14 protein-coding genes are annotated in these 18,776 nt (G+C 38.5%); 5 read left to right on the top strand and 9 right to left on the bottom strand.

What is annotated here, in order from left to right:
* Positions 1–19: 19 nt before the first annotated feature.
* Positions 20–874, bottom strand: coding sequence for a 16S rRNA (adenine(1518)-N(6)/adenine(1519)-N(6))-dimethyltransferase RsmA (gene rsmA, locus KZC02_RS05410; RefSeq protein ID WP_221394948.1), 855 nt, complete (start codon positions 872–874; stop codon positions 20–22).
* Between the two features lie 87 nt (positions 875–961).
* Between rsmA and KZC02_RS33235 the strand changes: the two genes are divergently transcribed.
* Both KZC02_RS33235 and KZC02_RS33230 read left to right on the top strand, forming a co-directional pair.
* Positions 962–2,815, top strand: coding sequence for a PAS domain S-box protein (locus KZC02_RS33235; RefSeq protein WP_409014243.1), 1,854 nt, complete (start codon positions 962–964; stop codon positions 2,813–2,815).
* Positions 2,816–2,859: 44 nt separating this feature from the next.
* Positions 2,860–4,575 carry a response regulator gene (locus KZC02_RS33230; RefSeq protein ID WP_409014242.1) on the top strand — a complete coding sequence of 572 codons (1,716 nt, stop codon included), beginning with the start codon at positions 2,860–2,862 and terminating at the stop codon, positions 4,573–4,575.
* 56 nt (positions 4,576–4,631) lie between these two features.
* On the opposite strand, the gene KZC02_RS05400 is transcribed toward KZC02_RS33230, so the two are convergent.
* Genes KZC02_RS05400 through KZC02_RS05365 form a run of 8 tightly spaced genes read right to left on the bottom strand, consistent with a single transcriptional unit; the run spans position 4,632 to position 15,790 of the window.
* Positions 4,632–5,201: a hypothetical protein gene (locus KZC02_RS05400; protein WP_221393174.1), complete on the bottom strand. Its 570-nt coding sequence runs from the start codon at positions 5,199–5,201 to the stop codon at positions 4,632–4,634.
* Between the two features lie 34 nt (positions 5,202–5,235).
* A complete protein-coding gene (locus KZC02_RS05395) occupies positions 5,236–6,741 on the bottom strand; it encodes a hypothetical protein (RefSeq protein ID WP_221393173.1) in 1,506 nt (501 codons plus the stop codon).
* Entirely contained in the window at positions 6,678–7,337 is a 660-nt protein-coding gene (locus KZC02_RS05390; protein WP_221393172.1) for a hypothetical protein, read from the bottom strand. The genes KZC02_RS05395 and KZC02_RS05390 overlap by 64 nt, the downstream gene beginning before the upstream one ends.
* A 12-nt stretch (positions 7,338–7,349) precedes the next feature.
* Positions 7,350–8,885 (bottom strand): Hsp70 family protein, encoded by a 1,536-nt coding sequence (locus KZC02_RS05385; RefSeq protein ID WP_221393171.1) that lies wholly within the window; start codon positions 8,883–8,885, stop codon positions 7,350–7,352.
* Entirely contained in the window at positions 8,882–12,412 is a 3,531-nt protein-coding gene (locus KZC02_RS05380; RefSeq protein ID WP_221393170.1) for a hypothetical protein, read from the bottom strand. The genes KZC02_RS05385 and KZC02_RS05380 overlap by 4 nt, the downstream gene beginning before the upstream one ends.
* Before the next feature lie 16 nt (positions 12,413–12,428).
* On the bottom strand, positions 12,429–14,000 hold the full coding sequence (locus KZC02_RS05375; RefSeq protein ID WP_221393169.1) for a hypothetical protein: 1,572 nt from the start codon (positions 13,998–14,000) through the stop codon (positions 12,429–12,431).
* A 15-nt stretch (positions 14,001–14,015) separates the two neighbouring features.
* Positions 14,016–14,474, bottom strand: coding sequence for a hypothetical protein (locus KZC02_RS05370; protein ID WP_221393168.1), 459 nt, complete (start codon positions 14,472–14,474; stop codon positions 14,016–14,018).
* Between the two features lie 32 nt (positions 14,475–14,506).
* Positions 14,507–15,790, bottom strand: a complete 1,284-nt coding sequence (locus KZC02_RS05365; RefSeq protein WP_221393167.1) for a hypothetical protein — start codon at positions 15,788–15,790, stop codon at positions 14,507–14,509.
* 190 nt (positions 15,791–15,980) lie between these two features.
* Here KZC02_RS05365 and KZC02_RS32445 point away from each other — a divergent pair, with 190 nt between their 5' ends.
* The 3 genes from KZC02_RS32445 to KZC02_RS05355 all read left to right on the top strand — a co-directional run bounded on the left by KZC02_RS32445 (position 15,981) and on the right by KZC02_RS05355 (position 17,833).
* On the top strand, positions 15,981–16,109 hold the full coding sequence (locus KZC02_RS32445) for a hypothetical protein (protein WP_255637274.1): 129 nt from the start codon (positions 15,981–15,983) through the stop codon (positions 16,107–16,109).
* 104 nt (positions 16,110–16,213) lie between these two features.
* Positions 16,214–17,350, top strand: a complete 1,137-nt coding sequence (locus tag KZC02_RS05360) for a hypothetical protein (protein WP_221393166.1) — start codon at positions 16,214–16,216, stop codon at positions 17,348–17,350.
* A 21-nt stretch (positions 17,351–17,371) separates the two neighbouring features.
* A complete protein-coding gene (locus KZC02_RS05355; RefSeq protein WP_221393165.1) occupies positions 17,372–17,833 on the top strand; it encodes a hypothetical protein in 462 nt (153 codons plus the stop codon).
* Positions 17,834–18,776: the final 943 nt, after the last annotated feature.

Raw genomic sequence — 18,776 nt, 5'->3', positions numbered from 1 at the left:
ACATTGATCTTCGATCACTTCAGCTTATTGATGTTTCATCATCTGCTAATTCCAATCCATCTATTATATTGATTTCAGCCGGATTAATTAATTTTTCCGCCAATTGTGTAAGTATTACAAAATCGCTCACACTTAGCTGTTCCGCACGTTTAGTCAACAACGGATGATCAGTAAAGTCGCCAATGGGCTTCAATGCATTTCTTAACGTTTTTCTTCTTTGATTAAAAGCGGTTTTTACAACCCTGAAAAACAATTTTTCATTACAATCCAGATTAGCTGTTGCATTCCGGCGCAACCTGATCACACCAGATTGCACTTTGGGAGGTGGATCAAATGCACCCGGAGGTACGGAAACCAGATAATCAATGTCATAAAATGCCTGTAACAAAACGCTCAAAATCCCATAATCCTTATTTCCCGGAGGAGATGCAATGCGCTGTGCCACTTCTTTTTGTAACATACATACAATTTCAGGTATTTCATCCCTGATTTGTAATGCCCTGAAGAAGATCTGTGATGAGATATTGTAGGGGAAATTACCAATGATAGCAAAGGGTTCAGAAAAAATTTCACCCGTATTATATTTCAGGAAATCTCCCTCAATAATACGTGGCGTAAGCTCTTCAAAATGCTTTTTTAGATATGTAACTGACTCAGTATCAATTTCAATTACATAAGTGCTAAATGTAGTTTTTTTTAACAGATATTGGGTCAATACTCCCATTCCAGGCCCTATTTCCAGAACCTTACTGTAACCTGTATGCCCTGTCAGACCGTCCACGATCTGTTGTGCAATGTTCATGTCTTTCAGAAAGTGCTGGCCTAAATGCTTTTTGGCACGGACTTTCGAATCACTCCGATTTTTATAATTTATTTTCACGAGTCAAAATTACGGCTTAATTCGTAGATTTATCGAATAAAGAATTGGAAGGAACCTTAAAAATACGATGATCCGGATACTATGGAAATGATATCGTCCCCAACTGACTGGCACACAATACACGCTACACTGCAACATCTGAAATTGATTGGAATTACATTTTCGCCGGACTTTATAATCCGGAACGTGAGTACGCATGCACTTTTAAAAACCGGCTGGACGGAAGAAGAGCTGGTCGGACAAAGTATTTTTGATAAACTGATCCCAAAAGATGAGGAATATGAGATCAGGGATATGCTTGAAGAAGGAATTCAGGGCAAAAGAAAACTGGAACAACGGGAAATTCCATTTTTAGCCAAAAAAGGAACCCTGCGTACGCTGTCTATTAATTCTGTTCTGATGCAGAATGAAGACGACGAAGTTACCTGCATTACAGTTGTAGGGGACGATATTACCCGTCGCCGCAGAATGGAATCTTCAATTGCCAAGTCTAATTCCCAGTTGCAGGATCTGGTCGACAATACGAGTGACCTGATTCAGCTGGTTGCTATTGATGGCAAATTTATATTTGTAAATAAAGCCTGGCGTGAAATCCTGGGTTACGGACTGGATGAAATCGCTTCAATGAGGATGGAAGATATTCTACATCCACAACATAAGGAAGAAGCTCAGGCACAGCTACGGCTTATCGAACAAGGATTTTCTAACCCTAATTTTGAAGCCGTGTTTGTGAGTAAGGAGGGGAAAAAAGTTTTTGTCTCCGGAAGCGTGAACTGCCGCTTCGACAATGGCAAACCAACTGCTTTTCGCTGTATCCTGAATGATTTTACAGAAAAAATAAGGGCTGAGAAAGCACAGAATCTTTATTACAGTATAGCCAACTGGACAGTTAATACCCAGAACCTGGATGATTTTTACCATACTATTCACCAGGAATTAGGCAAAATAATTGATGTTGAGAATTTTTTTATTGCTTTATATGACCCGAGCAAAAGTTACCTGTATTTTCCTTATTATGTTGATCAGTATTTCAAAGGGAATGTAAGATTTACGAGAAGAAGGTTAGGAAATGGTGTGACAGAATATGCAATTGCATCAAACAAACCCTTGTTTTTATCTGGAGAGGATATTGAAGAACTGGCCAAAACCAATAGTTTGCATTTGTATGGAATAACTCCGAAACTGTTACTTTGCGTACCCTTACGTATTGGCGATCGCGTTACAGGAATAATCGGGGTTAAATCCTATGATGATCCGAATATGTTCGATGCCAGGGATCTGGAATTGCTGGAATTTATATCCGGACAGATTGCCATTGCTATTGCAAGAAAACAAAGTGAGGAGGAACTGAGTAAATATGTTGCCCGCCTAAATGCAATTTTCGACAGCAGCTCACATTTGATATGGTCTGTTAATAAATCACTTCAGCTGACTTCATTCAATAAAAATTATGCAGATCTGATTCAGAATCAGGTGGGAGTGAGGCCGACTTTGCAGGTGAGTGCCGAAAAATTTGGCTGGCGCATGGTTGGGAATAATAACCGCCGGACGCTGGAAAGTAAATACAGGCAAGCTTTAAGGGGAGAACCACAGTATTTTGAATTCAGGATTGAAAGAAAAGACGGCGGAGAAATGTGGCTTGAATTTTATCTTAACCCGATTCATTATGCAGACGGGGTAATCGAGGAGGTTTCAGGCATTGCACGGGATATCACCAGGAGAAAAGAAGCAGAATTGTCACTTCGGCATAGTGAGGAGCTTTTTCGTGGAATTTTTGAGAATTTACAGGATATTTATTGCCGTATCAATCGCAAGGGAGAAATTACAATGATCAGCCAGTCTGTTTTAAAACGACTTGGATACCTTCCGGATGAAGTAATCGGACATCAGATGTTTGAGTTTTTCAAAGACAGAAAAAAATACATTCTGCGCTAATCAAACTGCGGCGTAGCAGAAGTTTACGGAATTTTGAAATCTCATTGTATAGAAAGGACGGAACGGAGCGCCAGTTCATGGTGAATATGCTCATGTTCATGGATGACAAAGGCAAGCCGGCAGAAGTAGCAGTATTGGCAAGGGACATAACAGAATTGAAACGTAATGAGCTCGAATTGTTGAAAGCTAAGGAACATGCCGAACGTTCGTTGAAAGTGAAAGAGGGATTTCTTGCTAATATGAGCCATGAGATCCGTACACCTATGAATGGTGTGATTGGAATGATTGACTTGCTTGGAGAAACACCACTGAATACTGAACAAAAGGATTATGTACTGACGATCAAAAGATCTTCAGAAACGCTCCTGAACATCCTGAACGATATCCTTGATCTTTCGAAGATTGAAGCAGGCAAAATGGAGCTGCACGAAGCTCCGATTGTAGTAGAAGAACTATTGCTGAAACTGGTTTCATTGTTTGGGCAAACGGCTAAAAGCAAGGGCAATACGCTTACTTACCACATTGCCGAAGATATACCAAAATTTATTATTGCTGACCAAACCAGATTGCTTCAGATACTGTCAAACCTGACATCCAACGCACTTAAATTTACGGATCACGGAGCTGTAAAAGTATTTTTGAAACTGGTAAAAAAAGATGGGCAGTTTCATAAGATAAAAGTGGAAGTGCAGGATTCCGGAATAGGGATCAGTGCAATGGACAAGCAGATTTTGTTTACTTCATTCACTCAGCTGGATAATTCTTCACGTAAATCCTTTGGCGGAACTGGCCTTGGACTGGCTATTTCCAAGCAACTGGGTGAGTTGATGCATGGAGAGATTGGTGTCGATTCTGTTCCGGGTGAGGGAAGTACATTCTGGTTTACTTTTGAAACCCAGGAAACTTCCATTGCACAGATGAGTACTACGCTCCAGATAGAAGAAGTCCCAATTGAAAATATATTTTCTGATTATCATCCTGTCATTTTGTTGGTGGATGACAATGCAGTTAACAGGAAAGTAGCCAATGAAATTCTGAAAAAATCTGGTTGTGTTGTTGACCTGGCGGAGAGCGGTTTTCAGGCAATAGATATGGTGGAAGCCAAAATGAAATCGCCAGATGTGATGTACGATATCATTTTCATGGATATTCAAATGCCTGATATGGACGGTGTTGAAACGACCCAGGAGCTTAAAAAACGCTTCCTGAATCAATTGCCACCAATTGTTGCCATGACGGCCTATTCCATGAAAGAAGATCGTGACCGGTTTATGAGCCAGGGTATGGATGATTACATTGCCAAGCCAATCCGTGCCCAGACTTTGATACGAAAAGTTAAAGACCTCATTAGTAATATAGAAGTCCACAAACTGGAAGCACAGCAAAAAGAAGTAGCTCAAACCGTTGCATTGCCCATTTTAGATAAAGAAATTATAGACCAGTTAAACGGAATAGGAGGGGCGGACCTGGTATTATCTGTCTTTGAAGACTTCGTTACTGAATCGAATGAGCTTGTAGACGGAGCAATTACTGCCTATGCGGCCGGAGATATTGCTACCGTAAAAAGTAATTTACACACTCTCAAAGGAAGTGCCGGCACCGTAGGTGTTTCACAAGTGGCCGAAATAGCCCGGGATGCAGAATGGAGGTTAAAATCGGATGATACAAGTACACTAAGTGTTGCTTTGCCTGAATTAAAGCGGACTTACGAGAGGTTTTTGGAAAATTATGAGGGATTGCTAAAGGTTTGGCTGAAATGAAAAATGGTTGAGTGCGGTTATATTTTGTAATCGCACTTTGTTTTGAAACGCCAATTTCAATTGCACACGTCAGGTACAAATTTGCCAGTAAGTGCTGCTGTAAAATTATAATAAGCGTTGGGAATATATTTCAGGTCAGGCTTATTGGCAGAATTGTATTGCTCGCATTTTTCATCAGCCATTTTTTTATAGATTGTTGCCAGACTGCTTAATTTTGAGTTTTCACTATCTAATTGATAAGCTTCTCTAAAGTAGTTCGCTGCTACACCATACTGTTCCTTTTCAACAGCGAGAATTCCTTTCGAATAAGCATTTTCAAAGGCGGCTGTCAGGCCTTTATTTGGAAACCACTTTCTGTTAATGAAAGAAGTTAATAAGGTCAGACTTATAAATAATACTAAAATACCAACAGGAGTTAGAAGCAGCTTAAAATTCAGTTTATATTTTTTAATTGCTATGTATGAGCCGTAAATCAAGCCTATTGAAATACCTAACAAAGCCCACATAATTACAGGTGGAATTGAATGTGAAATAAATAAAAGTTTATCCATGGGCATAAAAAACATAGAGCTTAGTATACCTAATGGAGTACGTAAAATATAAATGGCAAAAATTGCAACTACCACAACCCAGAATATCGACCTACCGCTTTTCATAACTTTATATCTTCTCTATTTTTTTAACCAATCTAAAAAAATATATAATTCCGGCAATAAATAATGCAAATACGAAAAAGGCTGTAAGTGGGGAACTCTTAATTGCATAAGCAGAAAATCCAAAATACGGATCATTGACCAACCAGCCGCTATAGCCCAAAAACAAGCCTAACAGATAGCGAAAACCACCAAAATATAGTCCTGAAAAAACTGCATACTGGAAAAGTTTAGCAGCATAAGCTTTTTTCGGGAAAACGACATTTATCTCAACCGGTATTTGAATTGTTCCATAGGCAGAATCAAGAATAAAATTTAACGAATAAAGTTTATCCTTGATTAATTTTAATGAGTCTATTGTTAAAACAACCTCTTTTTCAATTTCATTAACATAACTGTTCAATGTAAATGTGCTTTCGCTCAAAGTAACCCCTTCAATTTCATTATCCAGTTTTACCAAAACTTTGACAAATCCCGGATTTGTCAATTTAAACTTAATTGAAGAGTTTGCCGTACTGCCACCCTCAATCTGTAATTGTTTAATCTCACTAACATTTGCCCTGATCACGGGCGTAGCAGTGGGGTCAATAGCCAACATTAGAGTTTGTGCCGCTGCCAGTTTTAATTCTTTATCTTCATACAATCCTGATCTTATAATATTCTCTAAATCAGCATTATATTTTGGAATCAAACCTGATCTTCCTATACCTGAGAACCAGATCGGCAAATACCCATTTTCCATAGATTGGGCAATTGGTATCCAAATCGACTGATTGACTTTTGCATCCTGCACCAGGGATTCCGGACTCGTATATTTATTGTTGTTAAGATAAAAGGGATAATTCCTGTTTACGATATACAAAAAAGTCAGAAAACCGATTAGGTTTCTTTGTTCTGGAAGCAATTTCGCTACTTCCGGTGCCGATTCTGCGAGCCATATATGCAGATGGTTCTTTGTATATATATCTACAACCGCCCAAAATGACTCAGCCGTTTCACACGCATTATCCAGAAGCCCGGAAATATCATTGAATTTACCTCCCCGGAAACGGAAAGGTAAAGTTGGGTCCATGTGATAAATTGTCTTCAGGTAGCGCTTTTCCGTATCTGTTTCCTCTTCAATAATTCTTTGGAACTCAGCAGCCCTTGATGCACTGTCAGTTAACTTATTTACTATTGGAGGTAAAAAATTAGTATTTTTTAAAAAGTATTCTGATTCTGTTTTTTTCCTGAATGTTATTTCACCCAACTGTTCAAGCGTACTTGCCTTTTCGTTTAGCCATTCCTGATCCGGAATTAATCTTCTTTTGAAAATGGTATAAGCTTCATCTGTCATCCATTGATTTTTAAATGGATCGGCAGAAATTTGAGTAGCCCGTGGCATGAAATTATTTTGCCCGAGCACACTTAAAATGTATTCAACAATTTCAATTCGGGTTAAGCCTTTTTCTATTCCTTTATTAACGAGTGAACGTGCAGACCGCTCGGCCAGACTTCCCTCATTAATAGCCATTTCAAGCAATTCCTTAACAGATTCGATCCCGTTTTGCCTGCGTTTTTTTCTCTTTCCTCAAAATACAATAATCTTCCTGATGCTGTTTTTATTCTTTGTTGTGCAAGATCCAGTTTTTTTAGGGCATCATTAATTGTTGATTCTCCATACCTGATCTTGATTTTTTCACGGGCAACTCCATTTAAACTGAGGAATTTTTCTTTCCAGAATTTAGTCAGGATTTCATAGTTGCCTGAAACCATTTCATCCGAAATGGTTTTGAATTGCTTATAATCAAGGTATAAATTATCAAATGGATTATCTGATAAAATGGAAGACCAGGAGCCGTTTTTATTTTCAAAATCGGCAGGTATAGCTTTTAAAGCTCCATTTCCTGTAGAATTGGATATTAGGGTTTCAATGCTCTCAAAGGAAGGCTCCGGTTCAGACTGGCTTGGTCTTGGCTCTGCTGCCCGTTCAGGTTTTTCATCTCCCGAAAGCACCTTTTCAGAATTATTTTGCTTAGAATACTCACTGCCAATTACCTTTTCGGGACCAGAAGTGCCGGAAGAATTACCGCCAATTATTTTATCAGGAGAATCAGAAGAGTCATTCATAACAGGAAGTATTTAAAGCCTTATATCAATTAGATCAATTTTCTCCTTCAATTCTTTAAAATCTATATCATCATCATCGGATTTTATTTTGAGCTGCGCTTTTGCTCCATTAGCTTCAACCGTTGCATAAATAACTCCCGAAATATCAATGGCTAACCCTACGATAACCTGTCCTGATGGATTTCCAAGTTCAAGCCGGCCTCTTAAAATACAATCAACAGGATTGGTACTTTCACCTTCATAAACAAGCAATACGGCATTTTCCTCTGCCGGGAAAGTGTCGGTAATTCTAAACGGCAGTGGCGTATTTTTTTTAATCAGATGTTCAATAATTGGTTTGCCGGCCTGCTTTACTTCTATTCCGATAGATTTGGAACTGATGTCAATCACCCGGTTTGTATTCCTTCCATAAAGTGCAGCACCCTGGGAAACCGCTGTATCAAAATTATATCCTGGTATATTCCGCCTGATCGCTTTTCCGGAAATATTTTCCAGCATTTTGGGGATCATTGGCATTCGGGATGAACCGCCGGCCAGTACAATATCGTCAATGTCATTCCACGTAAGTTTTGCTTTTTCAAGCATACTATGCATGATCGCTTTACAAAGTGTAAGTAAGTTTTCCGAACGCTCTTCAAAATAGAATTTGTTATCCTCATCCAGCGCACTAAGCCCATCGCCATAAAAAGCAAAGTCGTCTTCTTCCCTTTCACGATACAAAGTTATTTCCGCATTACTTCCCGAGGCATTCAGGAATATAGATGCTTCCGGGTTTTCCGAAAGCTGGTATTTACTTTCGAGAGCCTGTTTTTGCAACTCCCAGCTCATATCATCAGGAATTTCGTTTTGGGTCTGACGTTCGAATTCTGCGAACAAATAATTTTCGATAATCGCGTCCCAATCCTTTCCGCCAAGCTGATCTGCACCATCCGAAGCAATTGCTTTTGCCTCACCATTACCAATTTGTAATATCGTTACATCAAAGGTCCCACCGCCCAGATCAAATACAAGGATTTTTTTTGAGTCAGATAAATTAAATCCGTAGGTCAGTGCGGCTGCTGTTGGTTCATTAATAATGGCAATTACTTCAAAGCCGGCAGCATTTCCTGCCAATTTTGTTTCATGACGTTCTTTTGACCCAAAGTATGCAGGAACAGTAATTACTGCAGGAATAATCAGATTTTGAATTGTATCATCAGGAGAAAGCCATCCCTTTTTTTTAAAGTGATAAAAGGCCTCCATTTTTAATTTTTTGAGAATAACGGCAGACATTCCGCATGCACCAAAATCCCAACCATTGATTACATATCTATGGGCAACCTTTTTTCCTATATCTCTTTTAATAAATTCATAAATAGGGGAATTTACCTGTAATTTCCGGTCGTTGGCCTTTTTTCCTACATATGCAACTTTTCCATCATACCATATTACAGAGGGCGTTGTTTGCTGTCCGTCACTGCTCCTGATAATAACGGGAATACCGTTTTCATCCAGAAAACTGACACACGAAAATGTTGTACCCAAATCTATACCTACGTGCGGGATCATCTTGCTATGTTACTATATTCTGTTAAAAGTCGGCTTACAGCCATGATAAACACGGGTTGAATTGTCCTTTTAGACTCCTCTAACAATGCGATATCGCCAAATTCACTAATAATTTCAGAACGGATCGAGGTTTTATTTACTTCTGAGAGTTTTACTTCCGAGCCTTCCGGAAAGAGTCCGGTTCGTTTGCCAATGAAATTAAGCAATTTGATAAATTCGTCAAACTGTTCAAGCTTTACAGACCGCACTTTTGAAGTCCTGTTATCAAACAGCATCTCTTTTGAAATTACATCAAAATGCTGTAAAAGTTTGTCTGAAATCTGAATAGGTTCTCCAACAACATAACCTTCCATTTTATCTACCTTGGTTTCCCCGTACATGTCCCAATCGTCTAATGCCGGTGCATCATCTACCGCACTTGCAATGTGATCGTTCATTAGTACTACACCTCCCGAGGCTTCATCTTTATGCCTTTTTGACTGAACCTGCACCAATAGCGCGGGCCTCATTACCCTTGCTTCCAGCAAAGGATTGATAATAGCGTTGAGGAACATGGCATTCAGGAATTTTACAGCTATTCCATTTGCATCATATTTTCCGTAATCGATCCAATTGATAAATTTGGCCGCATTTCCTCCCCAGTGAAGCCTGATACCGTGTTCTTTGATAGCAGATGACAATTTCTTTCCGGAAAATTCATCAATAGCAAGACAGATATGACCTGCATAAAATGATAAAGCAGCGAATTCAATGGCGAGAGTGCGACGAAGCCAGGCGATATCCCTGTTATTTACATGACTAATTAACCTTCTTCCTATTTCCTCATCTTCTTTTTTTAGTACATAATTAAGTACTGATGAAAACTGGACGTCATGATTTATCACATTTTGTAATGCATTGACCGCTTCTGCGGAAAAAAGCAATGACCATATCCTTGGATTACTTTTGATTACACTTGATAACTGGCCACCAGCCAGTTTTATAGAACAGTCATAAATAATTCTGTTATCGAACCATACACTAAAATCTGTTGTACCGCCACCTACGTCAATACAAACGGCTCCAAATGTTTTGTTGGCCCGGTCAGTATTGTTTGAATAAATCTGTGGGCTTGAAAAATAATGTCCTGCTGATTCTCCTTCGGATACAAAAATGGGTGAAATGTCTATATTAAATACACCGTTTGTTTTGGTTGGAATTGTAAAATAAGTCCCGTCATTACTGATATAGGATCTTTTTTGATTCTGGTCAGCCGAAACATATATGAGGCATTTTGAGTCCTGTGATTCTTTCAGATCTGTATCAAATACAAAAGCCGATGACAGACAAGCTTTCCACATAGCATTGTAAGCACTTTGCCGCTGATCTGAAAATGACTTTGGATAGGTACATTTAAACCTGATATTTCCAAGCCTGTTTTTTACCAGGTCGATCAGCAAAAGAAATGACAGTGCCTGAATGAAAGAATTCATTTTAGAATCATCCGAATCCCATTTGATATTAGAAAATACGTTTCTTGGATAGGTATACTCGTTCGGGAAATAGATAAAGAAATCCAAAAGGAGGTTCTCCGAAACCCCGGAAGTAAATCTTCGCAGCGTAGTAGGCGTAGGCAGTTCAATATCCTGTGTCGGGACAAAAAAGTTATTCGAAAGATTGGATCTTTTTGCAGGCACTGAATTGAAAACACTCCTTACATATTTGGTGAATTCCAGTTTCAGACGTTGCGGATGATTGTTTTTTAGATAATAAATATTGGTATTGGAAGTACCAAAATCCACACCGATCGTAACCAGTTCTTCTTTATCAAAACCTCCGTCCGTTATTTCCGGGTTCTTTCTAAGGAAAATAATTCCCAATGGATTTTTCAGATCCTGTAATTCCAATGCTTCGGGAAATGAATTATAACCTGAAACCTTGATGATCTCCGCTTTACTGTTAGAAGTATCCGTTTCCAGTCGCTGCTCTTTTCTTGTGAGTCCAAAAGGTGTGGCGTAATTAACCGGAGTGATCCTGAATTTATCGCTGTCCGAACAAAGGATAAAATACTGGCACCAGAAATCGCCCAGAAAATTGGGGAATATATCCAGAACCGGTACTTCCAGTTCAACTATTTCTCCGTCACCTATTCTCCATCCATCGGATTTAGACCGGTAAGTTTTCTTTATTTCAACCGACTGTCCACTTACCAGTGGGATCGTAAATGTAAATTCTACCTTACCGTCTGTTTTGGAAAAAGTTGGTTTCAGGATATCCTGAATCTGGTCAGGTGTGAAAAATTGAAGGATTTCTTTTTTAAACGGCAACAAAAATTCTGTGTTTCCTGCATTTAAAAAGCGCTCATCCGTATTCAGAATATCATAGTCTGTTTTATTTTTTAACAGTGTATCCGTCAGGAAGTATAATGCAGGCCGAACCCATATCGAGTTGTCATTCTGTAATTTGATACGGTTAATTTCCGTACCAGAAGAACCTGGGAAAAAGCCGGAAATGAAGGAATCGTTTATTTCACCTAATTCACCCGGATGTGTTCCATCCCAAAGATTTTTGTTCTGTTTTAAAAGCGACGAAGTGATGATTACAACTTCCTTGAAGCCGGAATGATTTCTCTCCATGCTTAGGCTGTAATCCGATTTAAAACCATCGCCCGTGGAATCTTCCTTGATCAGCGGTTTAAGCAATTCCTGATAAATGCCATAACGGGACAAAAAACCGGGTTGGTTCTTACTGATATCCTCAGGAATTTCCTCCGCTATTTTAACTTTAACGGATTGAATGCTGTCATGCGGCGCTACACCAAGCTCAACTTTAATTTCTTTCAGCCACGTATCCAGAAGCTTGTTCATATCACCCACATACAAATGTCCGTTGGTGTCTGAAACACTGGTCTGGGCAATGGCATTGAATTGTGCAATAAAGTTTTCCAGCCATTTTCCTACATATTCCAGTCCTTCCGATTTGGCAGGCGCTTTTAAATAGCCGTCGCTATCTTTTAGAGCGAATCCGGGCAGGTCTTTCAATTTCCTGTTATAATCGGCCGATGTGTACACCAGCGTAGCAGGAGAAAATGCACCGATTGGAATATCACCAAACTTAATGATTAATACATCTGTCCAGCTATATTCCGTACCGTTTTTTTGTAGTTGAATACTTTTTGGAGCCAGGTTTTTTAAGGCAGTACAAAATGCTTCATTGTTAAATGCTACGGGCAGAATTTGCAGTTTTCCCAGATCGGGTTTTACACTATGCAATGCCAGTAAACTCAGTAATCCTCTCCATTCCTGCACAATTCGTTGACGCAACGGATGGTTTTCTGAACGCAATGCGCCCAGGAATGTTAATGGCCTTGCATAAATATCAGGGATCGAAGAAACGCCTCTCGTCTGGGCAGACTCGTCCAGTTCGATTCCGTTGCTTATAGATAATATTACTTTTCGTTGTTTATCTTCCCAAAGTGCATCAGAAGCCGGTTCACTGATATCTGCACCAGTGACCAGCTTAGGAAGGTATAAATGTTTTTGTGGCATAATAGATCAGGAAGATTTAGTTATTCACCAGATTTTTGGAATTAAACCTGGCCGCGGCATCATAAAAAATATTCAGGTATTTGCTTCCGGCACTGATGGTATTGTTGTTAATAATGGCGTCCTGAAGCCCGTCACCAGCCCGGAACGCATTGAAATCAAGGTGCTTGGATTCTCCTTTTATAACCTGGCCAATATTTCCGCGGTTTTCTTCGGGATCAATCAGATCCAATTTTTTAGTTGATGTAATAGCACCTCGCGTAAGCTTTTCACTGTCAATCAACGCCACCTTTTCTTTATCATCCATCGAACTTATCCAGAAAAGAAAACTGTTCAGATAATCATCCGCCACTGCATACAGATCACTGTTCTGGCTATGGCGCGGATTGTATAACGGACTTTCTTCTTTGTAATCTCTCTTGAAATTATCAGAATACCATGGCTGAATGGAAACGTCCTTATGCGACATTTTCAGTTCTTTTTTTCCGTAGGTTAAATAGGTATATGCAAAAATGGTAAAATCAGAAACGGCACTTTTGAATTTTCTTCTCTGGTCTGTAAGATTAGCACTGATGCGTGTGAGCGGCAAAACTGACCAGTCAATTTTTTCAGTTTCCCGGCTTGCCAGAAAGTATTTCTTTTCATCTCCGGAACTTCCGCTGGCCTGTTCAAAAAAATCAAATCCGGCAAGTGCACTTACCATCTCAATATAATGCGGTTTATTTTCCTGAGTAGAACTTCCGACGCTGAATTCCCCAACCTGCTGTGCTAGAGAATCTCCAATGAAATAGTAATTGTCAAAACCCAGTTCTTTATCATTATAATATTGCAGGGCGGCCTTGGTAGCAATCGGGAAATCACTTGTGGTTACAAACATCGAATCGGTCTGACTTCTGGTATGATCCACCGCAAAACTGAAATAGGGCAGTACCAAAGCGCCGCCAAGCAGTACACGGCTGTTTTCGCCTCCCAGACTGGCATGCATGGCTTCATTGAATTTAATCAGCTGGCGTGATCCAAGCGTTGGAAATCCGGCAGCACCCGTTCCTCCGAAAATGGAACCGACGATAAAAACCCTCAGGTCATTTTTGCCCATGGATTCAATTCCATCCCACAGCATTTTGAAAGGATACTTATTCATGGGCGGATCGGCCATTACCACAGCACCAATGGACGGATGTCCCCGGAATCCTTCGTTTAAAGGCGTAGTAAGTTCTTTTTCGGTAAACAGGATATTGGCAAGATCTGCAATTTCAGGCCATTGCTTGGCTGTATTATCGTAGTTGATAAATTTAGCCAGATTATAATCCCGCTCTTCAAATATACTCCAGATAAAAGGTTCGTCACCTGGCGGGATAATAATTTCAGTTTTAAAAGAATTGTTTTTTCCTGTCCGCTGGAATTTCTGTCTCAGCTCAGTATATTTTTTAATTAGTGTTTTTGTCCTCGTCAGATTACCATTTCCCTGATCCGGATCGATCATGAAAATATGCAATTTATCCGGACCTAATCCTGCCGCACACAAATGCACAACGGATTCAATCACTCTGGAACCGGTACCGCCTATTCCTATTAATACGTTTTTGATCATGATGAAGGAAATTAGTTATTTGCCGAATGGAATAAATTTCACCGTACGGGGCGAAAAAAGAAAGGTCGTAACCCAGAATAATATGAAAGTCAGCAAACAAAGCACGCCAAAATAAGTGATGAACCATTCCGGTTCAATGCCTTCTTTTCTGTTCTGGATAACGATCACAAAAGTCAGCACTACTGCAATGAGTATCTGTACAAAAAAGAAAGACCTCCATTTCGTTTTAGCTGCCGACAATTCCCCTGCAACTCTGTCCTGGCTTCCGTAATAGTACCAGTAACAGGCAAATCCAACACTCAGTAAGGTTCCGAGACCAAAAACAAAACGTAATTCTGTGGCCAGATCTTCCGGGTATTTTGCAGCAAGACTTGGGTTTTCTGAAAAATAACTGGCCAGGAAAATAGCCATGACTGCCCAGAGAACAGCACCAATAACCGCAGTTAGTAAATAATTAATCGGACTCTTATTCATTTTTACTCGAAGGTTTAGATTTTATTTTTTTATTATTTCTTTTCCAGATAGATATAAAACTTGGCAATTTTAGGCTGCCTGGCCGTAACATGGCTTGTTGAAATATCGGTAAGCAGCTTTTCCAGATTCAGTGTTTTGCCATCTTTAACATCACTGTTGGAATCCGTGCTCATTTTTTTGACCCATGCCGGCATAAGCAGCGGAATCGTATTGTCCAGTCCCAAATAAACAGCATAAGAATACTTTCCCTCGGGATCAGTATTCGACAATTCAACATCGGCTGTAAGCTGTTTGCCCGAAAATTTAAGATTACTGAATTTCACTTCATTGTCTGCCGCAACGGAATCTTTACTGGCTGCTGATCTTTTAAAAACCATCGTCTTGAGATTCTTTTCAGTAAAAACCGGCATATCCTTCTCCGACTGCAAAGTCATATCCAGATGCAACAAAGCCTCTTTTTCCCGTTCCTTCATTGTGAAAGCATAAATCGTTTCATATTTCTCCCAGTCTTTTTTAGGCAGACTGCTTTTATTGATCGATTTGCTTTTTCTGTCCTTATCCAGTTTAACCGTAAAATCTGTTGTTGGTTTATTCGTAAGCAGCAAAAACTGACTTGGCATGATATAGGACTTTTTACTCAGACTCTTCCAGAACAAACCAATGTTGGTTTTGTCACCAAAAACAAGAGCAAAAATCTGTCTGGGCGCTTTAACCGGCATACACGGAACGCCGGGCCCCAGGTCACCCACACATCCGTCGAAATCGCTGGACAAACCCACAACACCAATTTCAATGCCATTTTTGATACTTCTTTCCTTGATTGCAGCCACTACCGAATTGACATCATTGTTGTTATAAAACAGATCAGTAATAAAAATACTGACTCTTTTCGGGTCCGTATTCTGAATGGCATTGGTAAAATCCGTCTTGTTATTAATGTCCTTTCCTTTAAACGTATTTCTGTCACTTTTAGCGGATACAAATTCCGCGCGCTGTATCGTATCAACTCTGCTTCCATATTTATAGTATTTAATATCCGTTTTTTTCCAGGTATTCTGGCAGGTAGATTCAATATCATCTAGTAGTTTGCCAAAATTATTTGTACTCGAAGAACCCGCAAATCCCTCCATCGAGCCCGTAACATCCAGATAGACATCCACATTGAGTTTCTCGGTACTGGCTGGCTGGTTATCCGTAATTTCAGATTTGTCGAAACTCCATTCATTGGGAAATTTATCCTTTGAATCTGTACAGCCAAACAGGAAAACAGCAGCAAACAAAAGGAGAGCAGAATTTTTATAAAATGTATTGATCATGGCTGGAAAGTGATTTTTACAAAGTAAGAGGTTTTTGTAAAAGAAGTAAGGAAAATTCAATTTAATAAATTTTGGGGTAGGTTGATAAACTTGGATGGATTGTAAAGGCCAGCAGTATTGCTCGATATGCCGAAATGTAACTATTAGTACTCTTCTTACTAAAATCAGTACATTGGGAAAAATTTACCCTATGAATAAAAAACTACTCTCCGAACGTGATATCTGTACCAAATTCATTTCTCCTGCCATTGAAACTGCTGGTTGGTACAAACAAACGCAATACCTGGAAGAGGTATTGACAAAGTCAACAGCAAAATGAACAGTTGATGCAGCAGGTTTTGCGGGAAGCTTAAGAAGTGAAAGAAATACAAAATTTAGCGAATTAGTCTGATAATATTAAAATTGACTTAAAATATTCGAAAATTGGATTTTTCTAAAAGGGAAGGCCTTGAGAAAACATTAGAAGATATGGTTGAAAAACTTACTCGGGAGACCTCTCAGAATAAGGAAACTCTGTCTTACATATTCGATAAAATTTTATATTTATTGTCAGCGGGTCAGCCACCTATTCACTTGAAAGATTATCTCATTTGTCCTGAAATAATAAATAAGTTACTTTCATACATACCTGCAAACATCCACTTGAAGAAGAAGGAAGTTGAACTTTTTAATATAGTTTCAAGCAAATTAAATTTTAATAAAACAAAATACTTTTATCGTTTTCGAATTTTAGGAAGCCTAGGTTTTTATCCTGACATTTCATTCTCATACAGTAATTTTAGATACACTACGTATAATCTTAAACCGGTTTTATTAACTAAAAATAATTACCAAAGCGAAACACATTTTAATAATTCGTCGGAGATTACAATAATTACTAGGAATGAATTAAAATTTGCAACAGCTATTATTTGTTCCTCAAAAAGCTTAGACCATATATATTTTAACAGTTTCGAGACTCTGGAATTGGATGCAAGGATAGTAGATAATATTCCAGATAATCTCATAGTAAGTGTATTTATGGAATTGATGTCCTTTAAATTGCAATTCAGTTCGCAATCTTACTATGGAGGAGAGCAAAAAGATGCTAATCAAATTGGTTACCATTTCAAGGATTTTATTAATTGTCAAATCGATTTTTTCGCATTCTTAAAGGCATACAGCGTGAGAAATCAATTATTAATGAGGACTTCTGTACATCTAATGAAGGCAATAATGCTTTGGGACAACCGTACATTTGCTGAGGATGCCATTGGGCACGTCCTGTTTAGTTTGGAAGGCAACTTACAGTTATTGTATCAAAAGTGGGGTGGTAAAGGCAAAATGAATCTTAAATTTCTCGAAACAAAATTTGCTGAAGAATTTCCAGATGGGAGCGATTTGTTTGATTATATCAAAGAAGCGTACAAGAAAAGAATTCAGTTTGTTCATCCAGAAACTAAATGGGGTTCTGATTGGAATCCTTTTTTAGAAGCAGATGACTTTTACGAATATTATAAAATAAGCCGTGCGCTTTTATTATATTATTTAACTGATAGTAAACGAGAATTTCCATATTAAAATAACAGTTTTATTTCAAACATGAATATCCCAACCCTCAACCAACAATTACAAGAAACCTACCAAATCTATCTAAACTCCATTTACAGCCAATTCTGGGAAAATAATGTTTCCGCTCCATTACTCATGGACGTTTTCGACGATTATGAAAAAATGGAAAATAAAGTTCTGTTCGTAGGGCAAGAAACGCATAGTTGGGGACAAATGAATCTCGAACCAACTTTGCAGGAGTTACAGACAAATTACTCAAATTTTAATCTTGGTAAATCTGCTGACTATAAAGACAATAAGCCTTTAAGATATTTAAAAAGCCCGTTCTGGAATTTTTCAAGAAGCTTTTTTATAATATCAATTGGCAAAATGCAGATGTATCAAGAAAAACCAATGGATTTCTTTGGACAAACATTTCAAAATTTGATTGTAACAGCACGACACCAGATTATAAACTGCAAGAAAGAAATGCAGAGGGTTTTGAATTACTAAAAACTGAAATTGCTATTCTGAAACCTGATATTGTTGTTTTTCTTACAGGAATTAAATACGATGGCTGGATCAATAAAGTGTTTAATCCTGACAGGGAAGTTATAATGTCAGATGGTTTTTTGACTAAATTTTCTGTTACAGATGGTTCACTGCCTGCCCTTACTTTTCAAACAAAACATCCAAGAACTTTAATTGGCTCTAAAAAGTCCAATATTCCAAATCGGTACCACGAAGTTCTGGGTAAAATGACCGAATTGGTCTTATAGTTACTAAGAGTGCTCATCTGTACCTTGTGCCGTAGGTTCAATTCGTGGGTAGAAAAAATACCAGTACTGATATTACTAAGCGTTCCATCGGAACGACTCGTGTCATGTTCAGCAATTGGTTTTCTACCCACTAGATCTACCTGCGGCAGATAATATCAGAATTTCGAAATTTCTTACTTTACAATATCCTCGCAAATGGATGAAATTTATTAACTAAATATGCCTGTTAAAATGAAATTAAAAATAATCTGGATTGCTGTTTTCCTGATGATACTGGTTCACTTCTTCATCCAGTTTAAATATTTTGCAGCGTATAATTCTACTGATCTTGATGATAGGGCAATATTTGCTATTGATTTGGTTGGCAGTTTGATAACTATTGTTCTATTTGGGTTGACTCCTGGTCTGTTAATTTCGCTGATTCCTTTTAAAAAGATGAGATTTTCAGAAAAAATAAAAATAGTTACACCGGTCTGTTTCCTCATTATCATGATAATTATCGTTGCTAATTTTGGTTATTCAGCTTACCTGCAAGAAATAAAAGGAATTAAGTTTACACCTTATCGAAATTGATTGGAATAATGGAATGAAGGTGAATTTATGGTCTTTATATTAATGATAAGTTGATTTTAATAGAATAGAAATTCCCATCAATTGTAGTAAAAGTAGAATTTGTG

It is taken from the genome of Dyadobacter sp. NIV53 (assembly GCF_019711195.1).
Lineage (GTDB): Bacteria > Bacteroidota > Bacteroidia > Cytophagales > Spirosomataceae > Dyadobacter.
The sequence above is the reverse complement of the archived record's forward strand: the minus strand, read 5'-3'. Positions and strand labels throughout refer to the sequence as shown.